21 protein-coding genes are annotated in these 26,915 nt (G+C 63.7%); 8 read left to right on the forward strand and 13 right to left on the reverse strand.

The annotated features are described in order from the left end of the window. Window positions 1-948, reverse strand: a 948-nt coding sequence (gene atpA, locus RMN73_RS10610; RefSeq protein WP_309603297.1) for a F0F1 ATP synthase subunit alpha, incomplete at its 3' end; no start/stop codon positions are given. A gap of 2 nt (window positions 949-950) precedes the next feature. Then, entirely contained in the window at window positions 951-1,505 is a 555-nt protein-coding gene (locus RMN73_RS10615; protein ID WP_309603298.1) for a F0F1 ATP synthase subunit delta, read from the reverse strand. 187 nt (window positions 1,506-1,692) lie between these two features. On the opposite strand from RMN73_RS10615, the gene RMN73_RS10620 reads away from it, so the two are divergent. Then, on the forward strand, window positions 1,693-2,160 hold the full coding sequence (locus RMN73_RS10620) for a DUF1203 domain-containing protein (RefSeq protein ID WP_309603299.1): 468 nt from the start codon (window positions 1,693-1,695) through the stop codon (window positions 2,158-2,160). Here RMN73_RS10620 and RMN73_RS10625 read toward each other — a convergent pair. Next, complete coding sequence (locus RMN73_RS10625; RefSeq protein WP_309603300.1) at window positions 2,157-2,627, reverse strand: GNAT family N-acetyltransferase; 471 nt, start codon at window positions 2,625-2,627, stop codon at window positions 2,157-2,159. The genes RMN73_RS10620 and RMN73_RS10625 overlap by 4 nt on opposite strands. Window positions 2,628-2,698: 71 nt before the next feature. Here RMN73_RS10625 and RMN73_RS10630 point away from each other — a divergent pair, with 71 nt between their 5' ends. Next, the gene (locus RMN73_RS10630; protein ID WP_309603301.1) at window positions 2,699-3,736 is read left to right on the forward strand and encodes a methylated-DNA--[protein]-cysteine S-methyltransferase; all 1,038 of its coding nucleotides are present in this window, start codon (window positions 2,699-2,701) and stop codon (window positions 3,734-3,736) included. A 4-nt stretch (window positions 3,737-3,740) separates the two neighbouring features. Here RMN73_RS10630 and RMN73_RS10635 read toward each other — a convergent pair whose 3' ends face one another. Further along, a complete protein-coding gene (locus tag RMN73_RS10635) occupies window positions 3,741-5,276 on the reverse strand; it encodes a hypothetical protein (protein ID WP_309603302.1) in 1,536 nt (511 codons plus the stop codon). A gap of 92 nt (window positions 5,277-5,368) precedes the next feature. Beyond that, window positions 5,369-6,874, reverse strand: a complete 1,506-nt coding sequence (locus RMN73_RS10640; protein WP_309603303.1) for a hypothetical protein — start codon at window positions 6,872-6,874, stop codon at window positions 5,369-5,371. 115 nt (window positions 6,875-6,989) lie between these two features. Here RMN73_RS10640 and RMN73_RS10645 point away from each other — a divergent pair, with 115 nt between their 5' ends. Beyond that, on the forward strand, window positions 6,990-7,949 hold the full coding sequence (locus RMN73_RS10645) for a CPBP family intramembrane glutamic endopeptidase (protein ID WP_309603304.1): 960 nt from the start codon (window positions 6,990-6,992) through the stop codon (window positions 7,947-7,949). Here RMN73_RS10645 and RMN73_RS10650 read toward each other — a convergent pair. The 4 genes from RMN73_RS10650 to RMN73_RS10665 form a co-directional block, all read right to left on the reverse strand. Then, complete coding sequence (locus RMN73_RS10650) at window positions 7,881-10,025, reverse strand: primosomal protein N' (protein ID WP_309603305.1); 2,145 nt, start codon at window positions 10,023-10,025, stop codon at window positions 7,881-7,883. The two genes, RMN73_RS10645 and RMN73_RS10650, sit on opposite strands and share 69 nt — an antisense overlap. Window positions 10,026-10,115: 90 nt before the next feature. Beyond that, window positions 10,116-14,714 carry an Ig-like domain-containing protein gene (locus tag RMN73_RS10655; RefSeq protein WP_309603306.1) on the reverse strand — a complete coding sequence of 1,533 codons (4,599 nt, stop codon included), beginning with the start codon at window positions 14,712-14,714 and terminating at the stop codon, window positions 10,116-10,118. 166 nt (window positions 14,715-14,880) lie between these two features. Further along, entirely contained in the window at window positions 14,881-15,663 is a 783-nt protein-coding gene (gene purC, locus RMN73_RS10660) for a phosphoribosylaminoimidazolesuccinocarboxamide synthase (RefSeq protein ID WP_309603307.1), read from the reverse strand. Window positions 15,664-15,746: 83 nt separating this feature from the next. After that, complete coding sequence (locus RMN73_RS10665) at window positions 15,747-17,768, reverse strand: S9 family peptidase (protein ID WP_309603308.1); 2,022 nt, start codon at window positions 17,766-17,768, stop codon at window positions 15,747-15,749. A 94-nt stretch (window positions 17,769-17,862) separates the two neighbouring features. Between RMN73_RS10665 and RMN73_RS10670 the strand changes: the two genes are divergently transcribed. After that, complete coding sequence (locus RMN73_RS10670; protein ID WP_309603309.1) at window positions 17,863-18,420, forward strand: DUF2939 domain-containing protein; 558 nt, start codon at window positions 17,863-17,865, stop codon at window positions 18,418-18,420. A 39-nt stretch (window positions 18,421-18,459) separates the two neighbouring features. Here the strand turns inward: RMN73_RS10670 and RMN73_RS10675 are convergent, their stop codons facing one another. Both RMN73_RS10675 and RMN73_RS10680 read right to left on the reverse strand, forming a co-directional pair. Next, window positions 18,460-18,624, reverse strand: coding sequence for a hypothetical protein (locus RMN73_RS10675; protein WP_309603310.1), 165 nt, complete (start codon window positions 18,622-18,624; stop codon window positions 18,460-18,462). A gap of 29 nt (window positions 18,625-18,653) precedes the next feature. Continuing rightward, window positions 18,654-18,806, reverse strand: coding sequence for a hypothetical protein (locus RMN73_RS10680; RefSeq protein ID WP_309603311.1), 153 nt, complete (start codon window positions 18,804-18,806; stop codon window positions 18,654-18,656). A gap of 131 nt (window positions 18,807-18,937) precedes the next feature. On the opposite strand from RMN73_RS10680, the gene RMN73_RS10685 reads away from it, so the two are divergent. Next, entirely contained in the window at window positions 18,938-19,846 is a 909-nt protein-coding gene (locus RMN73_RS10685; RefSeq protein WP_309603312.1) for a LysR substrate-binding domain-containing protein, read from the forward strand. A gap of 4 nt (window positions 19,847-19,850) precedes the next feature. Here RMN73_RS10685 and RMN73_RS10690 read toward each other — a convergent pair whose 3' ends face one another. Beyond that, window positions 19,851-20,783: an alpha/beta hydrolase gene (locus RMN73_RS10690; RefSeq protein WP_309603313.1), complete on the reverse strand. Its 933-nt coding sequence runs from the start codon at window positions 20,781-20,783 to the stop codon at window positions 19,851-19,853. A 171-nt stretch (window positions 20,784-20,954) separates the two neighbouring features. Next, window positions 20,955-21,614 carry a hypothetical protein gene (locus RMN73_RS10695; RefSeq protein ID WP_309603314.1) on the reverse strand — a complete coding sequence of 220 codons (660 nt, stop codon included), beginning with the start codon at window positions 21,612-21,614 and terminating at the stop codon, window positions 20,955-20,957. 510 nt (window positions 21,615-22,124) lie between these two features. On the opposite strand from RMN73_RS10695, the gene RMN73_RS10700 reads away from it, so the two are divergent. The 3 genes from RMN73_RS10700 (at window position 22,125) to RMN73_RS10710 (ending at window position 26,912) form a co-directional block, all read left to right on the forward strand. After that, complete coding sequence (locus RMN73_RS10700) at window positions 22,125-22,721, forward strand: hypothetical protein (RefSeq protein WP_309603315.1); 597 nt, start codon at window positions 22,125-22,127, stop codon at window positions 22,719-22,721. A 147-nt stretch (window positions 22,722-22,868) separates the two neighbouring features. Beyond that, on the forward strand, window positions 22,869-25,106 hold the full coding sequence (parC, locus tag RMN73_RS10705) for a DNA topoisomerase IV subunit A (RefSeq protein WP_309603316.1): 2,238 nt from the start codon (window positions 22,869-22,871) through the stop codon (window positions 25,104-25,106). Between the two features lie 84 nt (window positions 25,107-25,190). Further along, window positions 25,191-26,912, forward strand: coding sequence for an EAL domain-containing protein (locus RMN73_RS10710; protein ID WP_309603317.1), 1,722 nt, complete (start codon window positions 25,191-25,193; stop codon window positions 26,910-26,912). Window positions 26,913-26,915 lie beyond the last annotated feature (3 nt).

The following is a 26,915-nucleotide window of genomic DNA, read 5'->3' on the forward strand; positions in this document are numbered from 1 at the left end:
ATTGGCATCGTTCATCTTGGCGGCGCGCTCGAGCAAGCGTGAGTGGAGATAGAAAACGTCGCCCGGGTAAGCTTCGCGGCCCGGCGGGCGGCGCAGCAGCAGCGACATCTGGCGATAGGCGACGGCCTGCTTCGACAGATCGTCATAAACGATCACCGCGTGCATGCCATTGTCGCGGAAATATTCGCCCATCGCGCAGCCGGTGTAAGGTGCGAGGAACTGCAAAGGAGCCGGCTCGGATGCAGTCGCGGCGACGACGATGGTATATTCCATGGCGCCATTTTCCTCGAGCGCGCGGACGATCTGGGCGACGGTCGAGCGCTTCTGCCCGATCGCGACATAGATGCAGTAGAGCTTCTGGCTCTCGTCCTTGCCGGCGTTGGCGGCCTTCTGGTTGATGAAGGTGTCCAAGGCGACAGCGGTCTTGCCGGTCTGGCGATCGCCGATGATCAATTCGCGCTGGCCGCGGCCGACGGGAACGAGCGCGTCCAATGCCTTGAGGCCGGTCTGGACCGGCTCATGGACCGACTTGCGTGGGATGATGCCCGGTGCCTTCACCTCGACGCGGCTGCGCTGGTCGGTGACGATCGGGCCCTTGCCGTCGATCGGGTTGCCCAAGGCGTCGACTACGCGGCCAAGCAGGCCCTTGCCGATCGGCACGTCGACAATGGTGCCGGTGCGCTTGGCGGTCGAGCCTTCGGTGATCCCGGTATCCGAGCCGAAGATGACGACGCCGACGTTATCGGCCTCGAGGTTGAGCGCCATGCCCTTCACGCCATTGGCGAATTCGACCATCTCGCCGGCCTGGACATTGTCGAGGCCGTGGATGCGGGCGATGCCGTCACCGACCGACAGCACGCTGCCGACTTCCGAGACTTGTGCGTCGGCGTCGAAGTTCGCGATCTGGTCGCGAATGACGCGGGAGATTTCAGCGGCGCGGATATCCATGTTCAGCCTTTCATAGCTGTAGCTAAAGTGTTCAATTTGGTGGCGATCGAGGCGTCGATCATCTGGCTTCCGAGCCGGACGACGATTCCGCCGAGAAGTGAGGGGTCGACGCGGGCATCGATCGTGACATCGCGGCCGACGCGGGCCTTCAATTTGGTCTTGAGCGCGGCGATCTGGTCATCGCCGAGCGGGTGGGCGGAGGTCACTTCGGCCTTGGTCTCACCGCGCGCGTCCGACGCAAGCTCGCGGAACAGGCGAACGACCGACTTCAATTCGCTGAACCGGCCATTGTCGGCGAGCACGCCGAGGAAGCGCCCGGTGATCGAGTCCAGCCCGAGCGCAGGGACCAAAGCGCGGATCGTCTTGCCGGCGTCGGCACGGCCAACCAGCGGGCTGGTGACAAGCGCGCGGAAATCCGCCGATTCGGCCATTGCCGCCTCGACCGAGTCGAGGCTCCGGCCGACTGCATCAACCTGTTGTTCGTCACGGGCGAGGCCGAACAGAGCGGTTGCGTAACGCCCCGCTAAGCTGGCCTGAATGCCGCCGGAATTCTCCACGCGCTATAAGCTCCAGACAGAGATTTGTGCCCCATGCATTGAACGGGGCGCAGCGACATGAATCGCGAGCGCCCCATGGGTTGGCGCGCCACTAGCAAGCGGTGCGATTCGATGCAAGGCGGGGTTGGGGAGTTTTGGGCGCAAGCCGCGGGAAGCGGTGGCGGGCCAAGGGGGCTAGAAGTGACCCATGACCTATTCAATCAAGGGGCTCGACCCCGCCGCCTTCACCTTTCTTGTCGGTGCCGACGAGGAATTGCTTGCCAGCCATAATGCAGTCCGCGTGACCGCTACTGCCAAGCCCGGCTACCCGTGCCGGATTAGTTTGGAAGATGCCGAGCCGGGGGAGACCTTAATCCTGCTCAACCACGTCAGCCATGACGTCGCGAGCCCCTATCGATCGAGTTATGCAATTTATGTGCGCGAAGCGGCGGACGCGGCGGCCAGCCACGTTGATTCGATCCCGCCGGTGTTCGAGGGGCGACCTTTGGGGTTGCGGGGTTTTGATAGCGACGGAATGTTGCGCAAGGCCATGCTCGCGCTGCCTGGAACTGCAGACTCGACCATCAGGGAAATGCTCGTGGCGCCGGAGATAGCCTATATCGATGCGCACAACGCCGCTCATGGCTGCTTCGCGGCGCGGATCGAGCGCGACTAGATCGCCCGGGAATAGAAAGCGGTGAAGGAGCTTTCGGGATAGTTGCCGAATGCGCCGCACCGCTCGAACCCTTCGCGCTGGTAGAGGCGGTTGGCGGCGGAGAAGAGCGGGGTCGTGCCGGTTTCCAGGCTGAGACGGGTGTGGCCCATCGTCCGGGCGGTGGCGGTGAGATGCGCGAGCAATGCGCCGCCGACGCCAAGCCCGAGCGCGGCCGGAGCGGTGCGCATCGACTTGATTTCGCCGTGGGCACGATCGAGCGTCTTCAAGGCGCCGACACCGAGCAACGCGCCGTCGCCATCACGCAGCGAGAAGAAGCGGATGGCGGGTGAGCGAAGGCCGTCGATCGGCAGCACATGGCAAGCCTCCGGCGGCGAATCCGCCCGCATCTCGGCAAAATGCAAGGCGAGCAGATCGCGGACGTCGGGCTGGTCGAGTTCGCCCTCGTGGAAACTTTGATCGCAAGCCATGGGAAGCGGTGGCTAGAGATGATGGCTATGGTATGTCCATGTTGATGCGAAATATTGACGCCGGCGAGACTATGGATGCCGCCTGGGCCGCCTTCGAACGGCGCGACCGGGACTGGGACGGGCGCGTGGTCGGGGCGGTGAAGACTACCCGGATTTACTGCAAGCCAAGCTGCCCGGCGCGGCGGCCGAAGCGCGAAAATGTCGAGTTTTTCGTCGATGCGGAAGGCGCTCGGGCGGCTGGGTATCGCGCTTGTTTGCGGTGTCGGCCCGACGCGGTGGGGCGCGATCGGGAAGCGGTGGCCAAGGCGGTCGTCCTGATCGAGGCGGCGGAGGAACCGGTACGGCTCGACGTGCTGGCCACGGCGGTGGGCTATGCAGCGCATCATTTCCAGCGCTTGTTCACCCGCAACATGGGCGTGTCGCCCGCCGCTTACGCCCGCGCCATTCGCGCCAAGCGAGCGCAAACGCATCTGATGGAGGACAAATCGGTGACCGAGGCGATGTACGATGCGGGCTATGCGGCGCCGAGCCGGTTCTACGCCGATGCCAAGGAGCGGCTGGGGATGACCCCTTCGGCATGGCGCGATGGCGGGCGGGGTGAAACAATCCGCTACGTCGTGACCGACAGCAGATTGGGGCCGTTGCTGGTCGCGGCGACGGGCAAAGGGATTTGCCGGCTGACCTTCAACGAGGATGCAGGCGCGCTGCACCGGAAATTCCCCAACGCCGAGATCATTGAGGATGACGGGACGATCGCCAACTGGGTCGCGGGCGCGTTGCTGGCGATCGACCGGCCAGAGGCCGCGCCCGAACTACCGATCGATGTCCACGGCACTGCTTTCCAGGAGAAAGTGTGGCAGGAATTGCGCAAGATCCCGCTTGGGCAGACGCGCAGCTATGCCGATATTGCCGCAGCGGTCGGCCAGCCTGGTGCCGTGCGCGCGGTGGGGACGGCTAATGGATCAAACCCGGTGTCGGTGCTGGTGCCGTGCCACCGGGTGATCCGATCGGACGGATCGCTCGGCGGCTATGGCGGAGGACTGGCGAACAAGGTCAAACTGCTGGCGGCCGAGGGGGTGACCATCGGCCAGCCGGCGTTCGATCTTTAGGCGATCAGCCCTTGTTTTTCTTTTCGGTGAACTCGACCAGTTTCTTTTCGGCCAACGCCATTGCTTCGTCGCGCTTGTTCGCGGCGAGCAAATCATAGACCGACTTGGCGAGCTTCTGACCTTCATTCTTGTGCGGGCTGAAGGCCATTGACGCGATCCGCTCCTTGGCGTCGTCAATTTTGTTATCGCGAATATATTGCATCGTCGACCGCACCTGAACCTCGGGATCGAGCGGGGAGAGCGTCGCCGCATAATGAACCGCGTTGCGCGCCGCCGAGGTCACGGCAATGCCTTCGTCGATGAAGGTACGGTAGTATAGATAAAGCGCCTGCGGGTCTTCCTTGTCGAGGCGATTGCCGGCGAGGAATGTTTGGCGCGCCTGCTTGAAGGTGCCGGCATCGCGATTCTTCTTGGCCATTTCGAGCATGGCTTCGCCCTTGATGACAAGCGGTTCGACCGACTTGGGATCAGCCGCAGCAGCGCGATCAGCGGCGGCGATCGCCTCAACATAATTTTCGAGTTTGAGCTCGGCCTCGGCAAGCGTGCGCAGTACCATCGGATCGGCCGGATAGTTTTTGGCGACTGCCCGAATGCGGTTCAACAATTGCGAATCTGGGTCGGCAGCGGCGGCCTTAAGGCGGATCCGGCTTTGCATCACTTCCTGCGCGCCGGGGCTCATCTCCGTCACCGTGACCGGCTGGATCGTCAGCTTGGTCGCGTCAATCTTGAGATATGGCAACTGCTTTTGGCGGCGATAGCTGAGCAAGGTCTTCTCGAGACTGCCAATATCCCCGAACGCGGCGCGCGCGGCGTCGAGCGGCGGCGTACCATTGTTGATCGCCGCAACATAACGATCGATCTGGCCCCTGCGGCTCGGTTCGAGCGACAGATAATGGGTCATTAGCCAGCCTTGGGTATAAAATGCCATCCGATCCAGATCGGGATCAGCCTTGTTGCCAAGCAGATTGGCGACCGGCACCTGTGGACCCTTGAACAATGCCGCAGCTCGATAGGTCGGCGGTGCACCGATGCCAATCGATCCGTCGGCATTGAAGATCGGGCTACCCATGAATTCGGCAAAGCCTTCACTCAGCCATTGCGGGAGCGGCTTGTTGGTATTCTGCAGCTGGAGCGAGTGGGTATATTCATGGAAGAAGACATTTTCGCCAGTCATCTTCGCCATGCCAGCCGTTTTTTGCCGGACCTTTTCGGGAACGACCGCAACCGGGCCAGTGACCGGCCCCATGAAATAGCCGGCAATGCCATAATCGTTGGAGCCGACCAGGCGACCGATCGCGTTCAGATCGCTGACCAGAAATACCTGCAGCCGGTTGCCGTCACCAAGGCTTGGATCGGGCATGGCGCGAATGAAGCGGGCGGCGGCATCGAAGGTTTCCAGACGGGTCGCATAAGCCTGCATATCGGCGGCGGGCATGTCGCCATAAATGACGAAATGCTTTGACGTTGCCTGCTGCCATGCGGCCGAGGCCGGGGCGGCAATGGCGACCGCAGCAGCGCTCAAATATAGCCCAAGACGCACTTCAATTCTCCCCGGAAAAAATAATCGTGAAGCGCATTAAACTAGTCGAAAATTACCGCAAGCGATTCCCAAACATCCAAAATCGTTACACTTTATTGGGTTGCTGGAGCGATCGTGGCGGCCTTGACCTGCCCCGAATCGATCAACCCGATCAGTTGCCGCGCCTCGTCGCTCAATTTGCCCCCGTGCGAATAATAAGCGAGCGGGACCAACGCCTTGCGCGCTTCGACCGGCTTGCCATCGACCAGATATTGGCGCGCATTGGTCAGCCGAAGTCCTAGGTCCTGCGGTGCCAGATCGGCAGCATAGTGGAGCGCGGCGATGGCGTTGGCGGTCGGCCGCACCTTTTCCTGGCGATAGGCATCGTAGAACAACAGCAAGGGCTCGGGATCTTCGGAATCAACCTTGTTGGCGCGGGTGAACCAGCTTCGGGCATCGACAAAGCTGGCGCCCGGCTTTCTGGCAACGGCGCGGGCCAGGATGGCGCGGCCCTTGGTCAGCATCGCGTCGACCAGGTCAGGCTGTGCGGCGAGGGCGCGGTCCGCCGCCGCTTCCGCCGCGACCGGGTCAGCGGCCGCAAGCTCGGCCTCGGCAAGCAAGGACTGGACCATCGGATCGGCCGGGAACGGCGCTGCAGAAGCCCGGATCCGGTCAGCAAGCCCGGCATGGTCATTGCCGTCGGTTCCGGCGCGAAATCGCATCATCAGCGGCATTGTCGCGGCCATGCCCGGCGATACAGGCGCCACCTTTACCGGCGCAATCGGCACCTGCGCGGCAGGGATGGTCAGGAAGGGGAATTTGTCGGCCTTGAGATAGGCCTCGCTATCACGCTCCAGCGCGGTGAGATCGCCAAACGCCGCCCGCGCCGAATCGAGCGGCGGGCGTCCGGCGGCGATGCCCGACAGATAGGCTTCTAGCTGGCCGCGCCGGGTTGGCGAAAAGGTCAGATAATGCGCCAGCAGCCAGCCGCGCGCGTAAAGCGCGGCGCGCTCGTCCCCGCTGGTTGGCGCCTGCGCACCGAGCATCGACGAGAAGGGCAGCGGATTGACGCGTTGGTAAAGCGACCGCGCGCGATGAACCGGCGCGCCGCCGAGGCCGACCGACCCGTCGGCCTTGACCTCCGCCGTCGACATGAATTCGGCGAACCCCTCGACGAACCACGGTGGATAGGGTGCCGACAGCTCCTGGAACATCAGGTGATGGGCATATTCGTGGAAGAAGATGATCTCGGGGGTGAGCACGGTATCGCGTGACATCCGGCGCGGGACGACGGCGATCGAACCCGATGCGCGGGTGCGATAAAAGCCCGCAGTCAAATTATTGGCGCCGCGCTGCAGCCGCTGCACCTCGAGCAGCCCGCCGACGACGAACACGGTCAGGCGATTGCCGTCACCGACCGGCGGATCGGCCATGGCGCGGGTCACCCGGACGGCCTTGTCGAACCGCTCTAGCTTTTGCGCGAAGGCGCTGAGCCCGGCCGGGTCCTGATCGGCGTAAATGATGAAATGGGTGGAAGTCGCGCGCTGCCACGCGGCAGAGGTAGGCGTGGCGATGGCGGCGGCCAGGATGGCAATCGGGGCGAGACGCAAGACAAGCACTTTCAAGACAATGAGTCGGCGGTGCAGTTGATCGATGGAAACGGATCGCTCGTCAATCGCGGGGTTGCCACGGCGCAATGGCTTTGCGAGGCATTGGATTTTCGGGGGGATGGCGATGGCGATCGAGCAACAGGCGCAACTGGCCAAGCCGACCTGGCGCAAGATTGCCGATTTTCCGCTGGTCGCGATGGTCATTGCAGTGGCGTTGCTGGCGGGGCCTGTGTGGCTGGCCGGCAAAGGCATCCAACAAGTGCCGCATTGGGGAATTCCTGACGCGAGCCGGCAGATGATCGCCGGGCTGGTGGTGGTCGGCATTGTTCTTGCGGTCTACAAACTGGCGATCTGCAAGCTGGGCGAGCAGCCGCGCGACGATCTGCGGCGCGAGCATGGAGTTCGCGACCTGGCGCTGGGACTGGGCGGCGGCGCACTGCTATTCTCGCTGGTGACGTTAGTTGCGGCGCTGGTCGGGGTCTATAAAATCGTCGGCCTGGGGGACGCGCGCAGCATCCTATATGTGCTGGTGATGTTCGGGATCATCCCCGGAGTAACGGAGGAATTGCTGTTCCGTGGCATCCTGTTCCGCCATCTGGAGGATTTCGGCGGCAGCTGGTTCGCGCTCGCGCTGACCTCGGCGCTGTTTGGGGTGGCGCATATCTTCAACCCCAATGCGACTTACTTCTCGTCGTTCGCGATCGCGGTGGAGGCGGGGATCATGCTCGGCGGGGCCTATATGCTGACCCGCAGCCTGTGGGCGCCGATCGGGCTGCATGCGTCGTGGAATTTCACGCAAGGCGAGATTTTCGACGTGCCAGTGTCGGGCATTGACGGGACCGGGCTGGTCGAGGCCCGACTGTCGGGACCGGAGCTGCTGTCAGGCGGGGCGTTCGGTCTGGAAGCGTCGGTGATCGCGCTGGTCATTGCGACCGCGGCCGGGGTGTGGATGGTGGTTCGGGCAGCGCGCGCGGGCCATCTGGTGCGGCCGTGGTGGGTGCGGCGCAAATTGGCGTCACAAAAAGCTGTAGGGGTCGACGTCGACCGCGACGCGGACCTTGGACCCCCACTCAACCCCGCCTAGCCAATCGCGGATCACGTCCTGCACATCGAGCTTGCGCGCCGCGTGAACCAGCAAACGCTGGCGATGACGGCCGCGCAGCATCGCGAGCGGGGCGGGGGCGGGGCCGAACACCGCCATATGCTCGACCTCGGGGGCAGCGCGACCGATGCGTCGTGCGGTGGCCTCCGCCTCCTCCTTGTCTTCGCTTGAAATGATGATTGCCGCGAGCCGACCGAACGGCGGCATTGCTGCCTCGCGCCGGGCGTCGGTTTCGGCGGCGTAGAATCCGGGGCCGTCGCCGCTGATCAGCGCGGCAATGACCGGCGCGTCGGGGTCGTGGGTCTGGACCAGCACGCGCCCCGGCTTGTCGCCGCGACCGGCGCGGCCTGCGACCTGCTGGATCTGCTGGAAGCTGCGCTCGGCCGCACGCAAGTCGCCGCCCTGCAGCCCGAGGTCGGCATCGACTACCCCGACCAGGGTTAGATTAGGGAAGTGATAGCCCTTGGTGACCAATTGCGTGCCGACGACGATGTCAATCTCCTGGGCGTCCATCGCCCGGACGAACTCGGCGGCGCGGGCGGGGGACCAGATCGTGTCGCTGGTGACGATCGCGGTGCGCGCGTCGGGAAATAAAGCCGCGACCTCGTCGGCGATGCGTTCGACCCCGGGGCCGCAGGCGACCAGCGAATCTTCGTCGCCGCATTCGGGGCAGAGGCGCGGCGGGGGCATGACGTGGCCGCAATGGTGGCAGGCCAGGCGGTGCATCAGCCGGTGCTCGACCATCCACGCGGTGCAATTGGGGCACTGAAAGCGATGTCCACAAGTCCGGCACAGGGTCAGCGGGGCGAAGCCGCGGCGGTTGAGGAACAACAGACTTTGCTCGCGGTTGGCGAGGTTGGTTTCGAGTTCGGCGACGAGGGTGGGCGCGAGCCAGCGGCCGCGCGGGGGCGGGTCCTTCGTCAGGTCGATGGCACGGATCTTTGGGAGCGTGGCACCGGCGTGGCGTTCGGTCAGCAGCAATTCGCGATAGCGCCCGATCTCGACCATGTGGCGGGTCTCGATCGCCGGGGTGGCGCTGGCCAGGATGACCGGTATTTCCTCGAAATGCCCGCGCATCACGGCGACGTCGCGGGCGTGATATTGGACGCCTTCCTCCTGCTTGAAGCTCGGCTCATGCGCCTCGTCGACGACGATCAGCCCGAGCTTGGCGTAGGGCAGGAACAAAGCCGATCGAGCACCGACCACAACCTTTGCCTCGCCCGATGCCAAGGCGCGCCAGGCTCGCCTGCGCTGCGAGGAGCGCAGGTCGCTGTGCCACGCCACCGGCTCGCAGCCGAAGCGCGCGGTGAAGCGGGTCAGGAACGGCTCGGTCAGCGCGATTTCGGGGAGCAGAACGAGTATCTGACAGTCTTGGCGAAGCGCTGCGCCGATCGCCTCGAAATAGACTTCGGTCTTGCCCGAACCGGTTACCCCATCGAGCAGGACAGGATCGAAGCCTTGGCCAATCGCGGCGGTGAGGCTTGCGGCGGCGGCGCGTTGCTCGTCGCTAAGCGTCGGCGGGGCGAAGTCCGGGTCGGGGGATGGGAATGGATGATCGCCATCGACCTCGACCCGCTCGAGCGCGCCCGCATTGACGAGGCCGCGCATCACCGCATCGGAGACGTCGGCATGGGTGGCGAGCTCGCGGACGGTGCCCTGGCGGCCCTCGATTGCGGTAAGGGCCTGGTTTCGCTGCGGTGTTGAGCGCGTGGGCACGGTGCCGGTCGGGCGATATTCGATCATCGTCTTTGGCCCGGCGAGCGCCGACGATGACGGCAGGATCATCCGCAGCACCGCGGCAAGCGGCGACAAATAATAATCGGCGGTCCATTCGGCGAGGCGGCGAAGCGCGGGGCGGATCGGCGGGACATCGACCACGCCAGCCAGTGGCCGGAGGCGGTTGTCGCCAATTTCCTCTACCTTCAGGCGGTCGGCGTCCCATGCGACGCCGATCAGCTGGCGCGGTCCGAGCGGCGCGATGACCACGCTGCCCGGCTCGACCTGCATGCCTTCGGGCACACGATAGTCGAGCGGGCCGAGCGCGGCGTTGAGGGTCACTACTCTGGTCCGGGGAACCCCCACTGCTCACTCACCTCAGCTACCGAGCCGCCGTCATTAGTATGTTCGGGCGGCTCGGCAAGCGGGGGCTTAGAACAGGAAGTGATCGAACGCCGATGGCGACGGGGTGAACGCGCCCGGTGAAAGCTGGTCGGCGGGGCCGGTTTCGATGGTAACCCCGGTCAGCGACGAGACGCCCAACAAGGTCGCGGTGCCGCCGCCGTTGAAGGTCAGCCTCAGGTCGGCGATCCCATCGCCATTATAGTCACCCGATGCGGTGCCAAAGATGGTGATGCCATCGGCCAGGCGGATGGTGTCGGCCGCAATCGCGAAGTCGAGTACCAGATCATTGCCGCCGTTTGCGCCGAACACGAAGGTGTCGCGCCCGTCGCCGCCGGTCAGGCGATCGTCGCCCTTGCCGCCAACTAGCAAATCGTTGCCGATCTGGCCGTTGAGGATGTCATTGCCGCGGCCGCCGTCGAGTATGTCGTGGCCGTCGCCGCCGTTCAGCGTGTCATTGCCATTCTCGCCGTACAGGCGATCCTCGCCGGCGGTGCCGTTGACGACGTCATTGCCATTGCCCGCGACGATGCGGATGCCGTCGGCGATCCCGGTGACCGTGACGGCGACCGTCGCAGTGCTGGTCAGGCCATTGGAGTCGCGGATGGTGTAGGTAAAGCTGTCGGTGGCGGTGGCGCCGACCGCAAGCCCGTCGAAGCTGTCATCGTCGGCGACATAGCGCAACGACTGGGTCGCGGCGTCGAAGATTACGGTGCCGAGCGTACCGCCGGTTCCGACCGAGACGATGGTAAACGTGTCGCCGGCGTCGGGATCGCTGTCGTTGGCGAGCAATTGGGTCCACAAATTGCCGGTGGTGGCATCTTCATTGACCGCAACCGGATCGCCGGTGGCGACCGGGGCTTCGTTGACATCGTTGATGGTGATGACGAACGGCGACTGGGTTGCCTGGCCCGCGCCGTCGCTGACCCTGACCACCAGATTGACCGAAGCCAGCGCCTCATGGTCGAGTGCGACCAGGGTAGTGATCACGCCGGTCGCGGCGTTGATCGCAAAGCGACCATCGCCATTGTCGACCAGCGAATAAGTCAGCGTGTCGCCGACCGCGTCGGTTGCGCTGGCGGTGCCGACGACAGTGCCGGCGGGGAGGTTCTCGTCGACATCGGCATTGTCGAGGATGAGCGCGGTCGGCGCAGTGCCGAGAAGGAAGCGGGCGACCTGTGGGTCATGATCACTGTTTGCGGCGGCGCCGAAATAGGCGTTGATGTGTACCCCATCGACACTCGCGCCGGTCAACAATCCGTCGGTAACCAAAATATTGTCGAGCAGTTGCGCATTGCCTTCGAACACGAAGCTGTAGCGCTCCTCCGGCGGGAGCAAGGCGACCTGCAAATTGGTCAGGACCGTATTGGTCAGATTGGTCTGTGCGGTTTCAAAATAGAAACCGTTCCAGTCGCCGAGTACCGCAATATTGAGCGCCGGATTATCGGCGAGGTGGCTGTTGATCCAGGTTCCGATCGCATCGGCTTGATCGGCGCGGCGATCGTCACCGGCGGCTTCGGGCGGCTGGGTCGCCCCCCACAACGGATCGCTCCCGCTGCGTGCGGTAAAGTGGATATTGATCGTGGTCACCTGAGTGCCCTGGAACGACCAGGTCGCAACCAGGGGCAGGCGGCTGTTGGAGAAGGATGGGTCGGTGATCACCGCGAGGCTGCCGTCGACCAGATCGACGCGGTCATCGCGGTAGAGATAGCCATTGCGGATGTTGCCGTTGGGCTCGCCGCCGGTAATATTGGGTGCGGTCGGCGCGATTTCGACATAGACATAGCGAATGCCGCTCGCCGCAAAGATGGCGTCGATCAGCCCCTGCGCATTGTTGGCCGCGCTCAGCGTTCCGCCGGCCTGCGCGCCATTATCGTCCTGCATTTCCTGGATGGCGATGACATCGGGCAGCCGCAGGTTGAAAATGATGTCGTCGGCCAAAGCGTCATATTTGCCGTCGCTGGGGTCGAGATTTTCGACGTTGAAGGTGGCAAACGTCATGTAATTGGCATCGCCCGCAAAACCGACGACTTCGGGCGCAATCGTGACGTCGAGGGTGCCGGCCGGCACTTCGGTGAGCAGCAATTCGTAATGCGAGAAGCTATAGTTGATCACGCCGATCACCGTGCCGGGCTGGTCGCCGACGCTGTACGTGGAGCTAAACCCCGATCCGGCGATCAGGAAATCGTCGATCTGGATCATCTCGGGATTGTAATCGCCGGGGCTGATGGTGATTCCACCATTGCTGTTGATGCCCGTCGCGCCGAGCCCGAGCGAGGCGACGACATAGGTTTCGCCCAGCGCCGTATCGCTGTTGGCGACGACCAGCGGCTGGTCGATTGCCACCCGCATGCCTTCCAATGATTCCCAGAAATCAATGCCGTCGACCGATGGATTGAAGATGGTCAGGCCGTCGCTGTCGATTGATTCGGTGGGCGGCAGGCGACCGCCGGTGCCGACAAGGACCGCGGCGGGTAGCGCATTGCCGCTGCTGATGACCGACACGCCGAAGCCGGCGCCGGTGATGTTGATTTCGGTCAGCGGCAAATCGAAGCCGAATTCGGAGACGCGGCCAGCAACCTGGACCGAATCGCCAACCGCGACGCTCGGCGCGGTGCCGGTGAAGACGTACAGCGCATCCGAGGTGTTTACATTGCCGTCGCCGGTCGCATCCTGGAGGTAGAAGCCGCGCCCGTCGATCGCGGTGACGATGCCGTTGGTGGTCACCGGCTGTCCGTTGAACTCGGACACATGGGTCTCGCCCTGGATCTGCATGATCGTCAGCGGCAGGATATCGTCATTGATGATCGTGCCGACGCCGATTGCATCGACGACGATTGCATTGCCGGTGACCGCGCCCAAGGTGACGAACAGGGTCTCGTTGAATTCGGGCGCGGTATCGCCCGAGACCGGGATGCTGATCGTCTGGGTGAACTGGCCGGCGGCAAAGGTGATCGAACCGGTCAGAGCCGCGCCAACGCCAAGGTCGGCGGCGTTGGCGGTGCCGAAGGCGACCGAATAATCGACCGTCGTCGCCGTATCGAAGCCGCCCGCGCGGTGGACTTCGAAGGTCAGGGTCGAAGTTCCGGCATTGCCCTCTGTCACGCGGGCATTGTCGAGCCGGATCTGGCCCTGGTCGCTGCCAGACAGGAAGGTCTGGCCATTGTTGGTCGCGCCGCTGGTATTGGCACTGCCAGATGACCAGGTGAAATCGGCATAGGCCGAGCCGGTGCCGGTGAGCTGGAGCGAGGTGCCGGGCGTGGCCTGTTCCTCGAAGCGCAAGATGTCGGTGCTGGTCAGGCCGGCGGCCGGGCCATTGAGCGCAGTGATGGTGCCTTCGTAGGTCAGGAACTGGACCACGCGGCCGAAATTATCGACCAAGGCGAAACCGTCAGGCGACCCATTTTGAAGGCCGGGGACCGCGATCGAGGTAAAGCCGAAGCCATTGGTGCTGTTGGCGAGCGTGCCAGACAGCAATTGGGCCGCGCCATAGGTCTGGCTGTTTGAGCCATTGTACAGGACGATGCTCCAGCCGGTGAGATCGGTCCCGGCGAGACCGGCGACCTCGATGAATTCGCCAGTCTCGGGGCTCGACGACGGGTCGTAGTGAAATTCATTGATCCATACATTGGCGACCGCAGGCAATTCCTCGCTGATGATAATGCCCTGGCCGATGCCGTCGGTAATTGTCGCGCCGCCGGTGGCATTGGCGAGCAGCACGCGGAATGTTTCATTGGCTTCGGGCAACGTGTCGCCGGCGATCTGGATGGTGATTGTGCGGCTGGTCTGGCCGGCCGCGAAATTGACGGTGCCGCCAAGCGTCGAGGCGAAATCGGCGGCATTGGTGGTGATGTTTTGTAAGCTGTACTCGACGCTCACCGCGCCGTCGCTGCCGCCGCTGCGGGTGACGGTGAAAGTGAAATCGGTGGTCCCGGCATTGCCTTCGTTGGCGGTGACATCGTTGATGGCGAAGGTGCCGGGCTGGAGCGGGACGACCACCAGCGGCTGGCTGACCACCGCGATATTGTCGATCCCGACCAGTTCGTCATTGCCGACCGCGTTGGTGGTGAGGATGCGGACTTCGAGCCCGGGCTGGTTGGACGCCCCCGACGGCAATGTCAGCGAAACGTGGGTGACCAGCGTCGCGCCGGTGCCGGTCACATCAGCCAGATAGCCGCCCGGGACATTGATCCAGTCGCCGGTCGGACTGGTACGATACTGGACCGCAATCGGCTGGATCGCGTTGTCGGTTGGATCCAGATCCTTGATGTCAAAGTCGACCTTGACCTGATCGCGGCCGGTCGAATCGAGATAGACCACGAGACTTGGCGCGTCGGCGGTGCCCGATCCGTTGAATGCGACCATCGTGTCGCCGGCGATGGTCACCTCATAGACTCCGCCGCCCGAAGGATTGCCGGACGTGGTGTTGGGCGTGACATTGACCGCGCCGAGCGCCGGTCCGGTCAGCGTGGTCGGATTGACGCCGGTTGCCGTGCCTGCGCTGATATCGCCGAGATAGCCGGTGATGCTGGGTACATTGCTCCAGTCATTGGCGGTGGTGATCAGCCCGATATTGGTGAAATCTTGGAGAAAATTGCCGTCGATAAGTTTGAAATAGACAGTCGACATGCACAGTCCTCCACAGCACCGGACGCGCTTGATGCGGTCGGTGGTTCATTGACGAATCGGTCAGGAAAATCCCGTCCCCGGCTGGCCTTGGCCTAAGGTCGTGACAAAATTAATTCAATCGCGATCAATAGCTTGAGCGATTCCCGGATTGGGATGGTGGAAGAACTTATTTGCCGCGCTTCTTACGATGCGAGTCGAGGTCGAGCACCGGATTTTCATCGGCTTCCTCCGGTAGCAAGCCGAGCCGCCGGGCGACTTCCTGATACGCCTCCGCCTCGCCGCCCAAATCCTGGCGGAAGCGGTCCTTGTCGAGCTTTTCGCTGGTCTTCATGTCCCACAGGCGGCAGCCGTCGGGCGAAATCTCGTCGGCGAGGATGATGCGCGCATAATCGCCATCCCACACGCGGCCGAATTCGAGCTTGAAATCGACCAGTCGGATGCCGATCGCAGCGAACATGCCGCACATGAAGTCGTTCACGCGGATCGCCATGTCGGCGATGTCGTTCATCTCTTCTTGGCTGGCCCAGCCGAAGCAGGCGATATGCTCGTCGGCGATCATCGGATCGCCCAGCGCATCATCCTTGTAATAATATTCGATGATGGTGCGCGGCAGCTGGGTGCCCTCCTCGATCCCGAGGCGCTTCGACAGCGATCCCGCGGCGACATTGCGAAGCACGACCTCGATCGGAACGATCTCGACCTGGCGCACCAATTGCTCGCGCATGTTGAGGCGGCGGATGAAATGGGTCGGTACGCCGATCGTCGCCAGCGCGGTGAAGATATGCTCACTGATCCGGTTGTTGAGCACGCCCTTGCCGTTGATCGTGCCGCGCTTCTGCGCGTTGAAGGCGGTGGCATCATCCTTGAAATATTGGATGATCGTGCCCGGCTCGGGACCCTCGTAGAGAATCTTGGCTTTGCCTTCGTAAATCTGGCGGCGACGCGACATAAGCGGTGATTTCTCCGGAAGCAGGGCTAGGGCGGCGGCTATAGGCTAGCCGCCACCCCCACGCAATTCGCCGATCGCTTATTCTAGCGCGTTGCCGCCTCGGCCAGCCCCGGTGCGAACTGGGCGCCATGCGGAACCTGCGCGGTCGATGCCCTGATCGTCGCGCCGATCGGTTCAGCCCGACCGCCAAGGCACTTGCCGAGGAAATTCTCGGTCACGGCATTGAACGCAATGTTGTTGGCGGGGCGTGCAAAGCCGTGCCCCTCATCGGGGAAAACGACATAAGTGACCGGGATGCCCTTGGCCTTCATCGCGTCGACGATCTGCTCGCTTTCCGCCTTGTTGACGCGCGGATCGTTGGCGCCCTGGCCGATCAGCAGCGGGCGCTTGATATCGCCCGCTTTGTAGAGCGGCGATCGCTCCCTGAGCAGTGCGACACCGTCCGCCGTCGTCGGGTCGCCCATGCGCTTGTAAAATTGCACCTTGCCCGCTTCCCAATAGGCCGGGATCGTCTTGAGCAGGGTCTCGAGGTTGGACGGGCCGACGATATCCACGCCGCAGGCGAAGGCGTCGGGGGTGAACGCCATTCCGGCCAGCGTCGCATAGCCGCCATAGCTGCCGCCCATGATCGCAACCTTGTCGGGCGAGGTTACGCCGCTCTTCACCGCCCAGTCGACCGCGTCGAGCAGATCGTCATGCATCTTGCGGCCCCATTGCAAATCGCCGGCGGAGATGAAGCTCTTGCCGAAGCCGGTCGAGGCACGAAAGTTGGTCGACAGCACCGCATAGCCGCGATTGGCGAGCCATTGGTGCGTGCCATTATAGCCATAGGAATCGCGCCCCCATGGGCCGCCGTGGACCAGCAATACCATCGGCACGGCGGCCGAGGGGCGACCGTCGCCGTCGGGATCGCTGCCCGGCGGAAGCGTCAGGTAGGACACCAACGTCAGGCCGTCGCGCGACTTGATTTCGACCGGGTGCATGCGGCTCAGCGTTTGTCCCTCCAGCGCCGGGCGCGAAGTGAACAATTTGGTGAGCTTCTTCGCCTTGCGGTCATATAGCCACGTCGTCGGCAGCGCGTCCGACGCGGCGACTGCGACGGTCCATTTGTCGTCGGCCAAAGTGCGCGAGGTGACCGAAAATTCGCCCGGCAACTGCTTCTTCAGGAAGGCAAGATCGGCCGCCACGGCATTGCCGACCGGGGTCCATTCATCCTTGAGATAATTGACCGAATAGGCCTCGACCCGACCTGTCCGCGGATTACTCATTGAATCGCCAATGTCGGCCCTGGCATTTTCGGCAATGATCGTCTTCGTCCCGGTGGCGACGTCCTGCGCGATCAAAGCGGCGGTGTCGCGGCCACGACTGTCGACCCAGTACAGCGTCTTGCCGTCGCTGGTGTAGCCGGCGGGTTGGGTGGTCTGGCTGTCCTCCAGCGTGATTTGCTCGGTCGGGGTCGAGGCGACCTTGTTGGCGGTGACCGGGAAATAATCGCTGCCGCCATCGGGCCGCGACTTCAGCGCTCCGCGGATCGTCAGATTCTGGTCGGCGAGAAAGCCCGCATAGCTGCCCATGTTGATCAGCACCGGGGTCAATTTGCCGCTGGCCAGATCGAGACTGTGAACATCGTGCCACTTGGCGTCGCGGTTGTTGAGGCCAACCAGGATGCGGCCCGGAATGGAGGGCGAGATACCGACCACGTCGACGCGGGTCTTCTCGAACGGGGTCAGGCTGCGCTCGGCACCAGTGACGACATTCACCCCGTAGAGCAGGAAATTCTCGTCGCCGCCCTTGTCGTTGACGAACAGGATCTGCTTGCTGTTCGGAGCCCAGAAATAGCTTCGGATCGGGCGTTTGCGCTCATTGGTCAGCGCTTTTGCGGCTGCCGGGTTGGACGCCGGGGCGACATAAATGTTCATCACCCCGTCGCGCGGCGCGATCCATGACAGCCACTTGCCGTCCGGCGAAATGCGCCCCGCGGCCTTGACCGGATTGCCGAACAGGGCATCGCGGGGGATCAACGGCACGGCTGCGAGCGGTTGGGCGAAAACAGCGGCGAGCGGCAATGTGGCCGAAGCGGCAATCAGGACGGACTTGCGTATCATCGAACAATGCTCCTGTTATCCAAGCGTTAACTCACGCATAGCGTATTAGTCGAACAATACACAAGCGATGTCGCGTAAAAGGAAGGGCTAGTCGATGAAATTGTCGCTGTGGATTGCGGGTCTGCTGATCGCGGCGGCGCTTGGCTGGTATGAGGCATCGCCCTGGTACACGTTGGGCAAGATGCGCGAGGCAGCCGAAGCGGGCAACACCGCCAAGCTGTCCAGCTATGTCGATTATCAGGCGCTAAAGATCGACCTGGCGGACGAAATCCGGCGTGAAATCATCCTCGAAGGCAATCGCCGCGGTGCCGAACGCGATCCGCTGACCAGGGCGCTGACCGACCTGGCGGTGGCGGTGGTCCGGCCCGGCACGAACTTTCTGGTCACGCCCGAAGCGGTGCAGGCGATGTTCGATGCGACCAGCGCGGCCAACCAGGGCGGGCGCGGTTCGCTGGCGGCGACCGCATCGAAGGTCGGCGTGATGCCGGTCGGAATTCCCAAGACCGATGCGGTGATCGAGCGGCACGGGATCAGCGAGTTCAAGGTCAAGGTGAAGGGTAAGGATGGCGCGGCGGTGTTCCGGCGTTACGGCTGGGGCTGGAAACTGGTCGGGGTCGATATGCCGTACCAATTTGGGGATGGGCAAAAATAGGGGCTCCGACGGGAAAGCCGGAGCCCCAGTGGTCGCGCCTCAGGGGGAACGGGGAGGAGTCCAAGGCGCGGAGAAATTGATACGGTGAATGGCGTTGAACAGCGCCGAAGCTTCGCGCCACAAGCGGCGACCGAGCGCGTCGATCCCGGCGTGAAGTTCGGCGCGGCCGACTTGGTAGTTACGATCGAAATGTTCATCCATCATTGCAAATTCCTTTCAATCGAGGCGATCGGTCAGGCGGCTTTGCGCGGCTCCTCGGCGGGTTCGGTCCGGCGAGCGTTGAGCGCGGCGTAGAGCGCGGCGGTGCGGACCCTTGCGATGGCGGCGGCGGCGCGGAGCGACGGGCCGTTCTCGACAAATAGGCTGCGGTCGATTTGATAAGGCATGCTTTCCTCCGTCGTGCGATGGCGGTGAGCAATGACGCCGATCACCGGACGAGCCAGATTTAGGCGCTGGTAGGGGTACATTGCCAATCGAAGGATCGACAGAAGCGATAAGCCAGGCTTATGATCGCGCAATGCGCCGCCTGCCGCCCTTGTCCGCCATCCGCGTGTTCGAAGCGGCGGCGCGGCATGAACATTTCACCACTGCGGCGGACGAGCTGGGGATGACCCAGGCGGCGGTCAGTTACCAGATCCGCAGCCTGGAAGAGCGGGTCGCGGTCAAACTGTTCGAGCGCGGCAAGGGGCGGGTCAAGCTGACCGATGCAGGACGGCGGCTGGTGGCTCCGTTAAGCGAGGCGTTCGACCGGATCGACGGAGCGTTCGCGGCATTGCGCACCGACGACGAGAGCCTGCTGACCATCGCCACCACTTTCACCTTCGCCAACACCTGGCTGACGTGGCGGCTGGGCGGGTTCCAGATCGAGCATCCGGGGCTGGCGGTGCGCTTATCGACCAGCAACCAATTGACCAACTTGTTCGCCAGCGAAGCCGACGTCGCGATCCGCGCCGGGGCGGCGCCGTGGCCGGGGCTCGACTGCACCGAATTGATGACGGTCGATTTCACCGTGATGTGCACCCCGGCGTTCCTGGCGCGGACCGAGGCCGAGCTGGGGCGCACGCTTGAACTGGGCGACATTCCCGCTTTGCCGCTGATCAGCCCGCAGGACGATTGGTGGTGCCACTGGTTCGCCGCCACCGGGATCGCCGCGCCGGCAAATCCGCGCAGCGCCGGGCTGCGGCTCGACAGCCAGGCCGACGAGGGGCATGCCGCGATGGGCGGGCAGGGACTGGCGCTGCTGACCCCGGCGTTCTGGCAGGGCGACATCGCCGACCGGCGGCTGGTGCGGCCGTTCGAGCAGACCGCGACGGCGGGCTACCGCTACTGGCTGGTGACCGCGCCGGGACGCGAGAAAGTGCCCAAGATCAAGCGCTTCAGGGAATGGCTGCTGGCGGCGGTCGAGCGATCGGAGCGGCTGCCGTAAAGCTCTATCGGGTGGCCTTGGCGATTGCCTTGACCGCAGTGGCCCAGGCGGGGGTTTCGGGGGCGATCAATTCGACGTGGCCCTGATTGGGGACGATGCGGACCGTCACGCGGTCGCCGTGTCCGCGCATCCTGGCGGCGTAAGTGGCGGCGAAGTGGGTCGGGATGATGCGGTCGCGATCCCCGTTGACCATGGTGTGGGCGACCCCGATCGGCGCGAGGCGCGGGAGCGAGGTGTCGGCATAGACGTCGCGCGTCCTAGTGGTGGGCGGGCCGACCAGTTGATCGATCACGTCGCTGCCGCAGCCGTTGATCTCGGCGCGGTCCTGCTCGAGATCCTGCAAGCCCCCGAGGCTGACGACATGGTGAATCGGGAGCGGGGTGGCGGCGGTGCGGAGCGGCGAGCCGGCGGGCAGCTTGGATCGCCCGGCGAGCCACAAGGCGAGATGCCCGCCGGCACTGTGCCCGACCGCGACGAGGCGGCGCAAATCGAGATTGTTGGCGGCGGCCTGTCCGCGCAAGGCATCGGCCGCGGCGGCGACATCGCGGAACGTGCCGGGATAGCCGCCGCCGGGCCGGTCGACCCCGCGATAGTCGATGTTCCACACCGCATAGCCGCGCCTGGCCAGATCGTCGGCGATCCAGTTCATGATCGAGCGGTCGGCGATGGCGGTCGTCCAGCAGCCGCCGTGGACCATCAGCACGGTCGGGTGCGGCCCCTTGCGCGTAGCAGCGGGGAGCCACGGGTCGGCGACCGGGTGCGGATCGGGGCAATACGCGATGGTGCGGGTGGGGGCAGGGCGGGGGCGGGTGAGCAAGGCGGGCCAGGCCATGACGGGGCGTAAGGCGGCGGTCGTGGTCTGGGCAGGTGGGGCGAGCGGGGCGCAGGCGGTTAGCGCGGCGGCGGCGATGGCGGCGGTGACGATGGCTGGACGCATGACAAACTCTCTTGGGGCGTAGGTGGGATAGCGGGGGGAGGCGGGGTTGGCGAGCGGGGTGAAACGGAGGTCGGCGGACCCGCCCATTCGACAGGCTCAGGACAGGGATACAACCCCAAACGTCGCAAAAGTCGCATGGTCAGCGACCATTTATCCTATTTATCCCGGTTTTCAGCCATTGCTGGTTTCGCGGTCGTCCCATTGTGCGCGTTCGTAGGCGGCGATGGCCTGGGCCTCGAGCTCTTCCTTGGCCCGGCGCCGCGCGCAGGTGGCGCTGATCTCAGCTACCACTTCGCGCACCACCAACTCGCGCGCGAACCCCGGCGCGGCGGCATCGTACCGCCGGAAATCCGCCTTGATCGCCGCGCGATCCTCGGCCGACATGCTGCCGAACGACGATCCGGTCTGGCGGTTGCCGCCGAGCAGGCCGAGCGCCAGCCGGTCCGACTTGCGCAATTCGACCCGCTGCAATTTGCCGCGGCGGTAGATCGGCACCAGCGCCCCGAACAAGGCGCGGATGAGTGCGTCGCTGCGGGTGCGCTCGATCCCCTCCTCGATCGCTTTGTCCCAGGCCAGCGAGAAGGAGGTCGCACCCTCGCTGTCGAGCAGGCGATAGGCCGAGCGCGCGGTCTTGCCGACATGCCGCGCCGCCGCCGACACCGACCCGCACGCCGCCAGCGACTGAATGAACACCCGCTGCCGCGCCTCGGTCCAGCCATCATGACGGCGGCGCTTGCGGGGGACGGGGGTGAAGTCGATCACCTCAGGCTCGCCGGTGGTGGAGGGGAGGAAGCCGACGGGGAGGATGGTTGGGAAATCGGGATGGCGCATGACGACTCGCTCCGGCGCGTTGGTTTGCTGGAACGCGCGTGCATAACCTATATGGTTTGTGTAGGAAAGTGTTGTTTGCACCGAGCATAAGGGAGCGATTGCGAAGTAATCGGGAGCTTATGTCGAAGAGATGCAAAGAACCCGGCCGACCGGCGCGCAGCGATCGGATCGACGTCACGGAGCGCTGCAAATGTCCATGCCCAGCATGGTCATTCGTCTTTGCGCTACTCCGTGATGGCCCTTATCTTCGCAGCATCGAGAATGGGGTTCGCGCAGAGACGAGGAGGCGCAGAGAAGTTTGGTTTCACGCTCAGGCGCAAAGGCGCGAAGGGGTTCAATGCAATTAATAAACTGTCACCGTAATTGTCACCGTAACGGCAATCCTAGATTGATAAGTGTGAGATAATGCGACATCTGACACCGTTCCAAAAAGGCTCCAACTGAAAGAGCGTGCTCACGTGCCCACATTCGCAGGCATAAATCCTCACTTTGACATCGAAATATATCCAAGTGACATTCGAGCAGCCATCCGAAGGCTGGCTGACCGGTTTTACGTCTGAGTACATGAGTGAGGCGCCCGAATTGGTTGATCATTTGATTGGTTATGGTCTGATCACCGCTCACGATGGAGCATACTCGATTGCGTTCAGCGCAGTAGGGCGAGTCGTAGCTTCTCTACGTCAAGACATTGTTGCCTTGTGTTCAAAAGATGAAAGGTGGTCGACCGCATGCGTGCGGCGTAACACTGTGGAGCAGGCGATTCGAAGCGCTTTGTATTTTTGGTCAAAAACACTTTCTTCAGATTTTTGGCAGGAAATATTGAAGAAATCTCTAACCGACTCCCGTTTTGCAGTCTTGGCATCAACTGAGCCAAACTATCTCTTCTCGTCAAAGGAAAGCCCCCTCTTCATGAGTGATTTGGGTGGATTTCTACGAAGTGAGGGGGTTTTAGATTATCTAGGTAACCGAAAGGAAAGGCTCGCTTCTGCTGCAATGAAGGTCAATGCATTGCGCAAGGAAGCTCACGGCAATGATTTCGACGACACGGAATTCGCGGCGCTGTGTGCAGCGCTTTCGGAACTCGAGGATGAGTTCCTATTACCCTAGACTAGTCATCGACACCCCTCCGTGTACATTCCAACGACGCTGAATGAGCGTCGCCGGAGCCTTTAAGTCCACTCCGCCCTTCGAATCCGCTCAGTGGAGAACGGCTAACACTCGACGTGCTTGGGGGAGCGTTGCTAGGGCTACCAAATGCCCGATTCCCCAACCGACCTTGTCATCGACACACCTTTCGAGTCCGCACTCTCCGAGCGCTATCTCGTGTACGCCCTCTCCACCATCACCGCGCGGTCGCTGCCTGACGTTCGCGACGGCCTCAAGCCGGTTCACCGCCGCTTGCTGTGGGCGATGCGGTTGTTGAAGCTCGATCCTTCGGGCGGGTACAAGAAATCCGCTCGCGTCGTTGGCGATGTGATCGGCAAATATCATCCGCATGGCGACCAGTCGGTGTATGACGCGATGGTGCGGTTGTCGCAGGATTGGGCGCTGCGCTATCCGCTGGTCGACGGGCAGGGGAATTTCGGCAATATCGACGGGGATAATGCCGCCGCTTACCGTTACACCGAGGCGCGGCTGACGCGGGTGGCGGCGGCGCTGATGGCCGGGCTCGACGAAGGCACGGTCGATTATAAGGCGACTTACAACGGCGAGGAGGAAGAGCCCGAGGTGTTCCCCGGGCTGTTCCCCAATCTGCTGGCCAATGGCGCGAGCGGGATTGCGGTGGGGATGGCGACCTCGATCCCGCCGCATAACGTCACCGAACTGGCCGATGCCGCAATCCATCTGATCGACAATCCGGCGGCCGAGGATCGCGCGTTGCTCGATTTTGTCGGCGGGCCGGACTTTCCGACCGGGGGCGTGCTGGTCGATGCCAAGGAGACGATCGCGCAGGCTTATGCGACGGGGCGGGGGTCGTTCCGCCTGCGCGCGCGGATCGAGAAGGTGGTCGAGAAGGGCGGGGGCTGGCATTTGCTGGTGACCGAAATCCCGTACGGGGTGCAGAAGGGGCGGCTGATCGAGGCGATTGCGGGGCTGATCGGGGACAAGAAACTGCCGATCCTGGCCGATGTGCGCGACGAGAGCGCGGAGGATCTGCGGATCATCCTCGAGCCGCGCAGCCGGACGGTCGATGCGGCGTTGCTCGAGGAGAGCCTGTACAAGATGACCGAGCTGGAGGTGCGCTTCCCGCTCAACCTCAACGTGCTCGACAAGCATCGCACGCCGGGCGTGATGAGCCTGAAGCAGGCGCTGTTGGCGTGGCTGGCATTCCAGATCGAGGTTTTGCTCAACCGGAGCCGGACGCGGATCGGGAAGATCGACGAGCGGCTGGAATTGCTCGACGGGTTCCTGATCGCGTTTTTGAATTTGGACCGCGTTATCGAGATCATCCGGACGGAGGATGAGCCGAAACTGGTGATGATCGCCGAATTTGCGATCAGCGACCGGCAGGCCGAGGCGATCCTCAACTTGCGGCTGCGCAGCTTGCGGCGGCTCGAGGAGATGGAGATCGCCAAGGAGCGCGAAAAGCTGGCGAAGGAAAAGGCCGAGCTGGCGGCTTTGGTCGAGAGCCCGGTCAAGCAGCGCAACCGGCTGAAGCGCGATCTGGCGGCGATGCGCGAGGCGTTTGGCGACGAGCGGCGGACGCGGATCGGGGCGGTGGCCGCGGCGCATCGCGAGATCGACTGGAGCCAGATGATCGAGAAGGAGCCGATCACGGTGATCCTGTCGCAGCGCGGCTGGATCCGCGCGATGAAGGGCCATGTCGCGGAGGGCGAGGGGGACAGTTTGAAGTTCCGCGAGGGCGACGGGCTGGCGCGATTGTTCCACGCGCAGACGACCGACAAATTGCTGCTCGCGGCGGAGGACGGGCGGGTGTTCACCCTGGCCGGCGACCGCTTGCCCGGCGGGCGCGGGTTTGGCGAGCCGGTGCGGCTGTCGATCGACCTGGCGGGCGAGGTCGATATCGTCGCTTTGATGGTGGTGCGGGCGGATACGAAGCTGCTGGTGGCGTCGTCGGACGGGCGCGGGTTTTTGACCAGCGGCGCGGCGGTGCTGGCCGAGACTCGCAAGGGCAAGCAATTGGTCAATCTGAAGCCGGGGGCGAAGGTCGCGGTGGTCAAGCGGGTCGCGGCCAATGCCGATGCGGTGGCGGTAATCGGCGAGAATCGCAAGATGCTGGTATTCCCGTTGAGCGAGCTTCCGGAAATGGCGCGTGGGCAGGGGGTGACGCTGCAACGCTATCGCGATGGCGGGCTGGCCGATGTCACGACCCTGGTGGCGGCCGAAGGGCTGAGCTGGGCGCAGGGCGGCGAGGCGAAACGGACGCGGACCGAGCAGGACCTGACGCCGTGGCGCGCGGCGCGGGGCGCGGCGGGGCGGATGCCGCCGCTCGGATTCCCTCGCTCGAACCGCTTCTCCGGGGGAAATTAATCAACCGAAACGGTGCGTTAACCTGTCCGGGTTAACCCCGACGCCATGCAGGCTGCTCAACAACCCGGTCAAGGGCACGATCCCGTGCGCCCCGGAGGTATGCTGCCGGTCGATGCGCGCACCAACGACCGCGACCTGCTCAACGCATTGCCGATCGCCGCAGCCTTGGTCGGGCAGACCAGGCACGGCGTGCTCAAGCTGCTCGATCGCAACACCAAGTTCGACGAGGTAATGGTGACTCTGGGGGACGCAGCGATGATCGCCGGCGATTTCCGCGACTGCGCCCAAGTCCAGATCGCGCGGCTGATGGAAGCGTATCTGGCCGACTTCAATGCACCCAGCGAATTGGAATTCAGCCAGGGCAATGGCATTTCCGCGTTTCACTATCGAATCAAGCTGGCACCGCTGGCGCGCGATCCGAAATGGGGGCCGCGCTGTCTCGTCAGCCTGGTCGACCGGACCAGCGAGGTGCAATCGGAATCCGCACTGCGCGCCGAAATGCTGCGCGACAGCCTGACCGGCCTGCCCAACCGGCTGTCGTTTGGCGAAATGATTGAGGCGGCCGACAGCAGCCCCGGCAACCAGGTCGGCGACGATGGCAAGATCCGACCGATGGGGCATGCCGTGCTGGTGGTCGATATGCTGCGGTTCAGCCGGATCAACGAGAGCATGGGCGGATTGTTCGGCGACGAATTGCTGATCACCTTCGCCCGGCGATTGATCTCCGCGCTGCGCGCCGGCGACCGATTGGCGCGCACCGGGGGCAATGAATTCGGCGTGATCGTCGCACTTCGCAGCGGGATCGGCGATGCGATGAAGGCGGCGGAGCGAATCCAGGACGTGATGAACGCCCCGTTCAAATTGTCCGACCTGGAAATCAAGGTCGAATGCGCGATCGGACTGGCGATGATGCAGCCCGACCAGGACCCCGAGGAATTATTCCGCAACGCGCAATTTGCCGTCAAGCAGGCCAAAGGGGCGGGTTGTCCGCAAGTCTATCATGCCGAGGAAGCAAGTCAGGCGCGGCGGCGTTTCTCAATCGAGACCGAGCTTCGGCGGGCGCTCGACAAGGACGAACTGACGCTGTCGTACCAGCCGCTGATCGACTTGAAATCGGGGCAAGTCGCCGGGTTCGAGGCACTGGCGCGCTGGACCCATGCCGATCGCGGCGAAATTTCACCGACCGAATTCATCCCGGTGGCCGAGGAGAGCGGGCTGATCCTGACCCTTGGCCGCTGGGCGATGGACAAAGCGGCGCAAACGCTGGCCGAATGGGACAAGGCCAATGGCGCGCCGATCCCGGCCTATGTCGCAGTCAATCTGTCGGCGATCCAGGTGGCGCGCGACAATATCGCCGATGTGGTCGCCGAGGCTTTGCGTTCGTCGGGGCTAACTGGGGACCGGCTGACACTCGAACTGACCGAAAGCTCGATCGTCCAGGATCCGGGCCGCGCTCAGCGCGTGTTCGAGGCGTTGAAAGCGCTCGATGCGACCGTGGCGATGGACGATTTCGGCACCGGTTACTCCAGCCTCGCCTATCTCCAGCGGCTGCCGATCGACGTGCTCAAGATCGACCGCAGTTTCGTCACCGGGATGATGGTCGACCCCGACAGCGTGGCGATCGTCCGCGCGGTGCTCAGCCTGGCCGATGCGCTAGGCATGTCGACCACCGCCGAGGGGATCGAGACGGTCGAGCTGGCAACGACCCTGGCGGCCCTCGGCTGCGCCAGCGGGCAGGGCTATTATTTTGCCAAGCCGCTCGAAGCCAATGCGGCACTCGCCTATTGGAAGAGCCGCCGCGCCTGAACA

It is taken from the genome of Sphingomonas sp. (assembly GCF_031372575.1).
Classification (GTDB): Bacteria; Pseudomonadota; Alphaproteobacteria; order Sphingomonadales; family Sphingomonadaceae; genus Sphingomicrobium.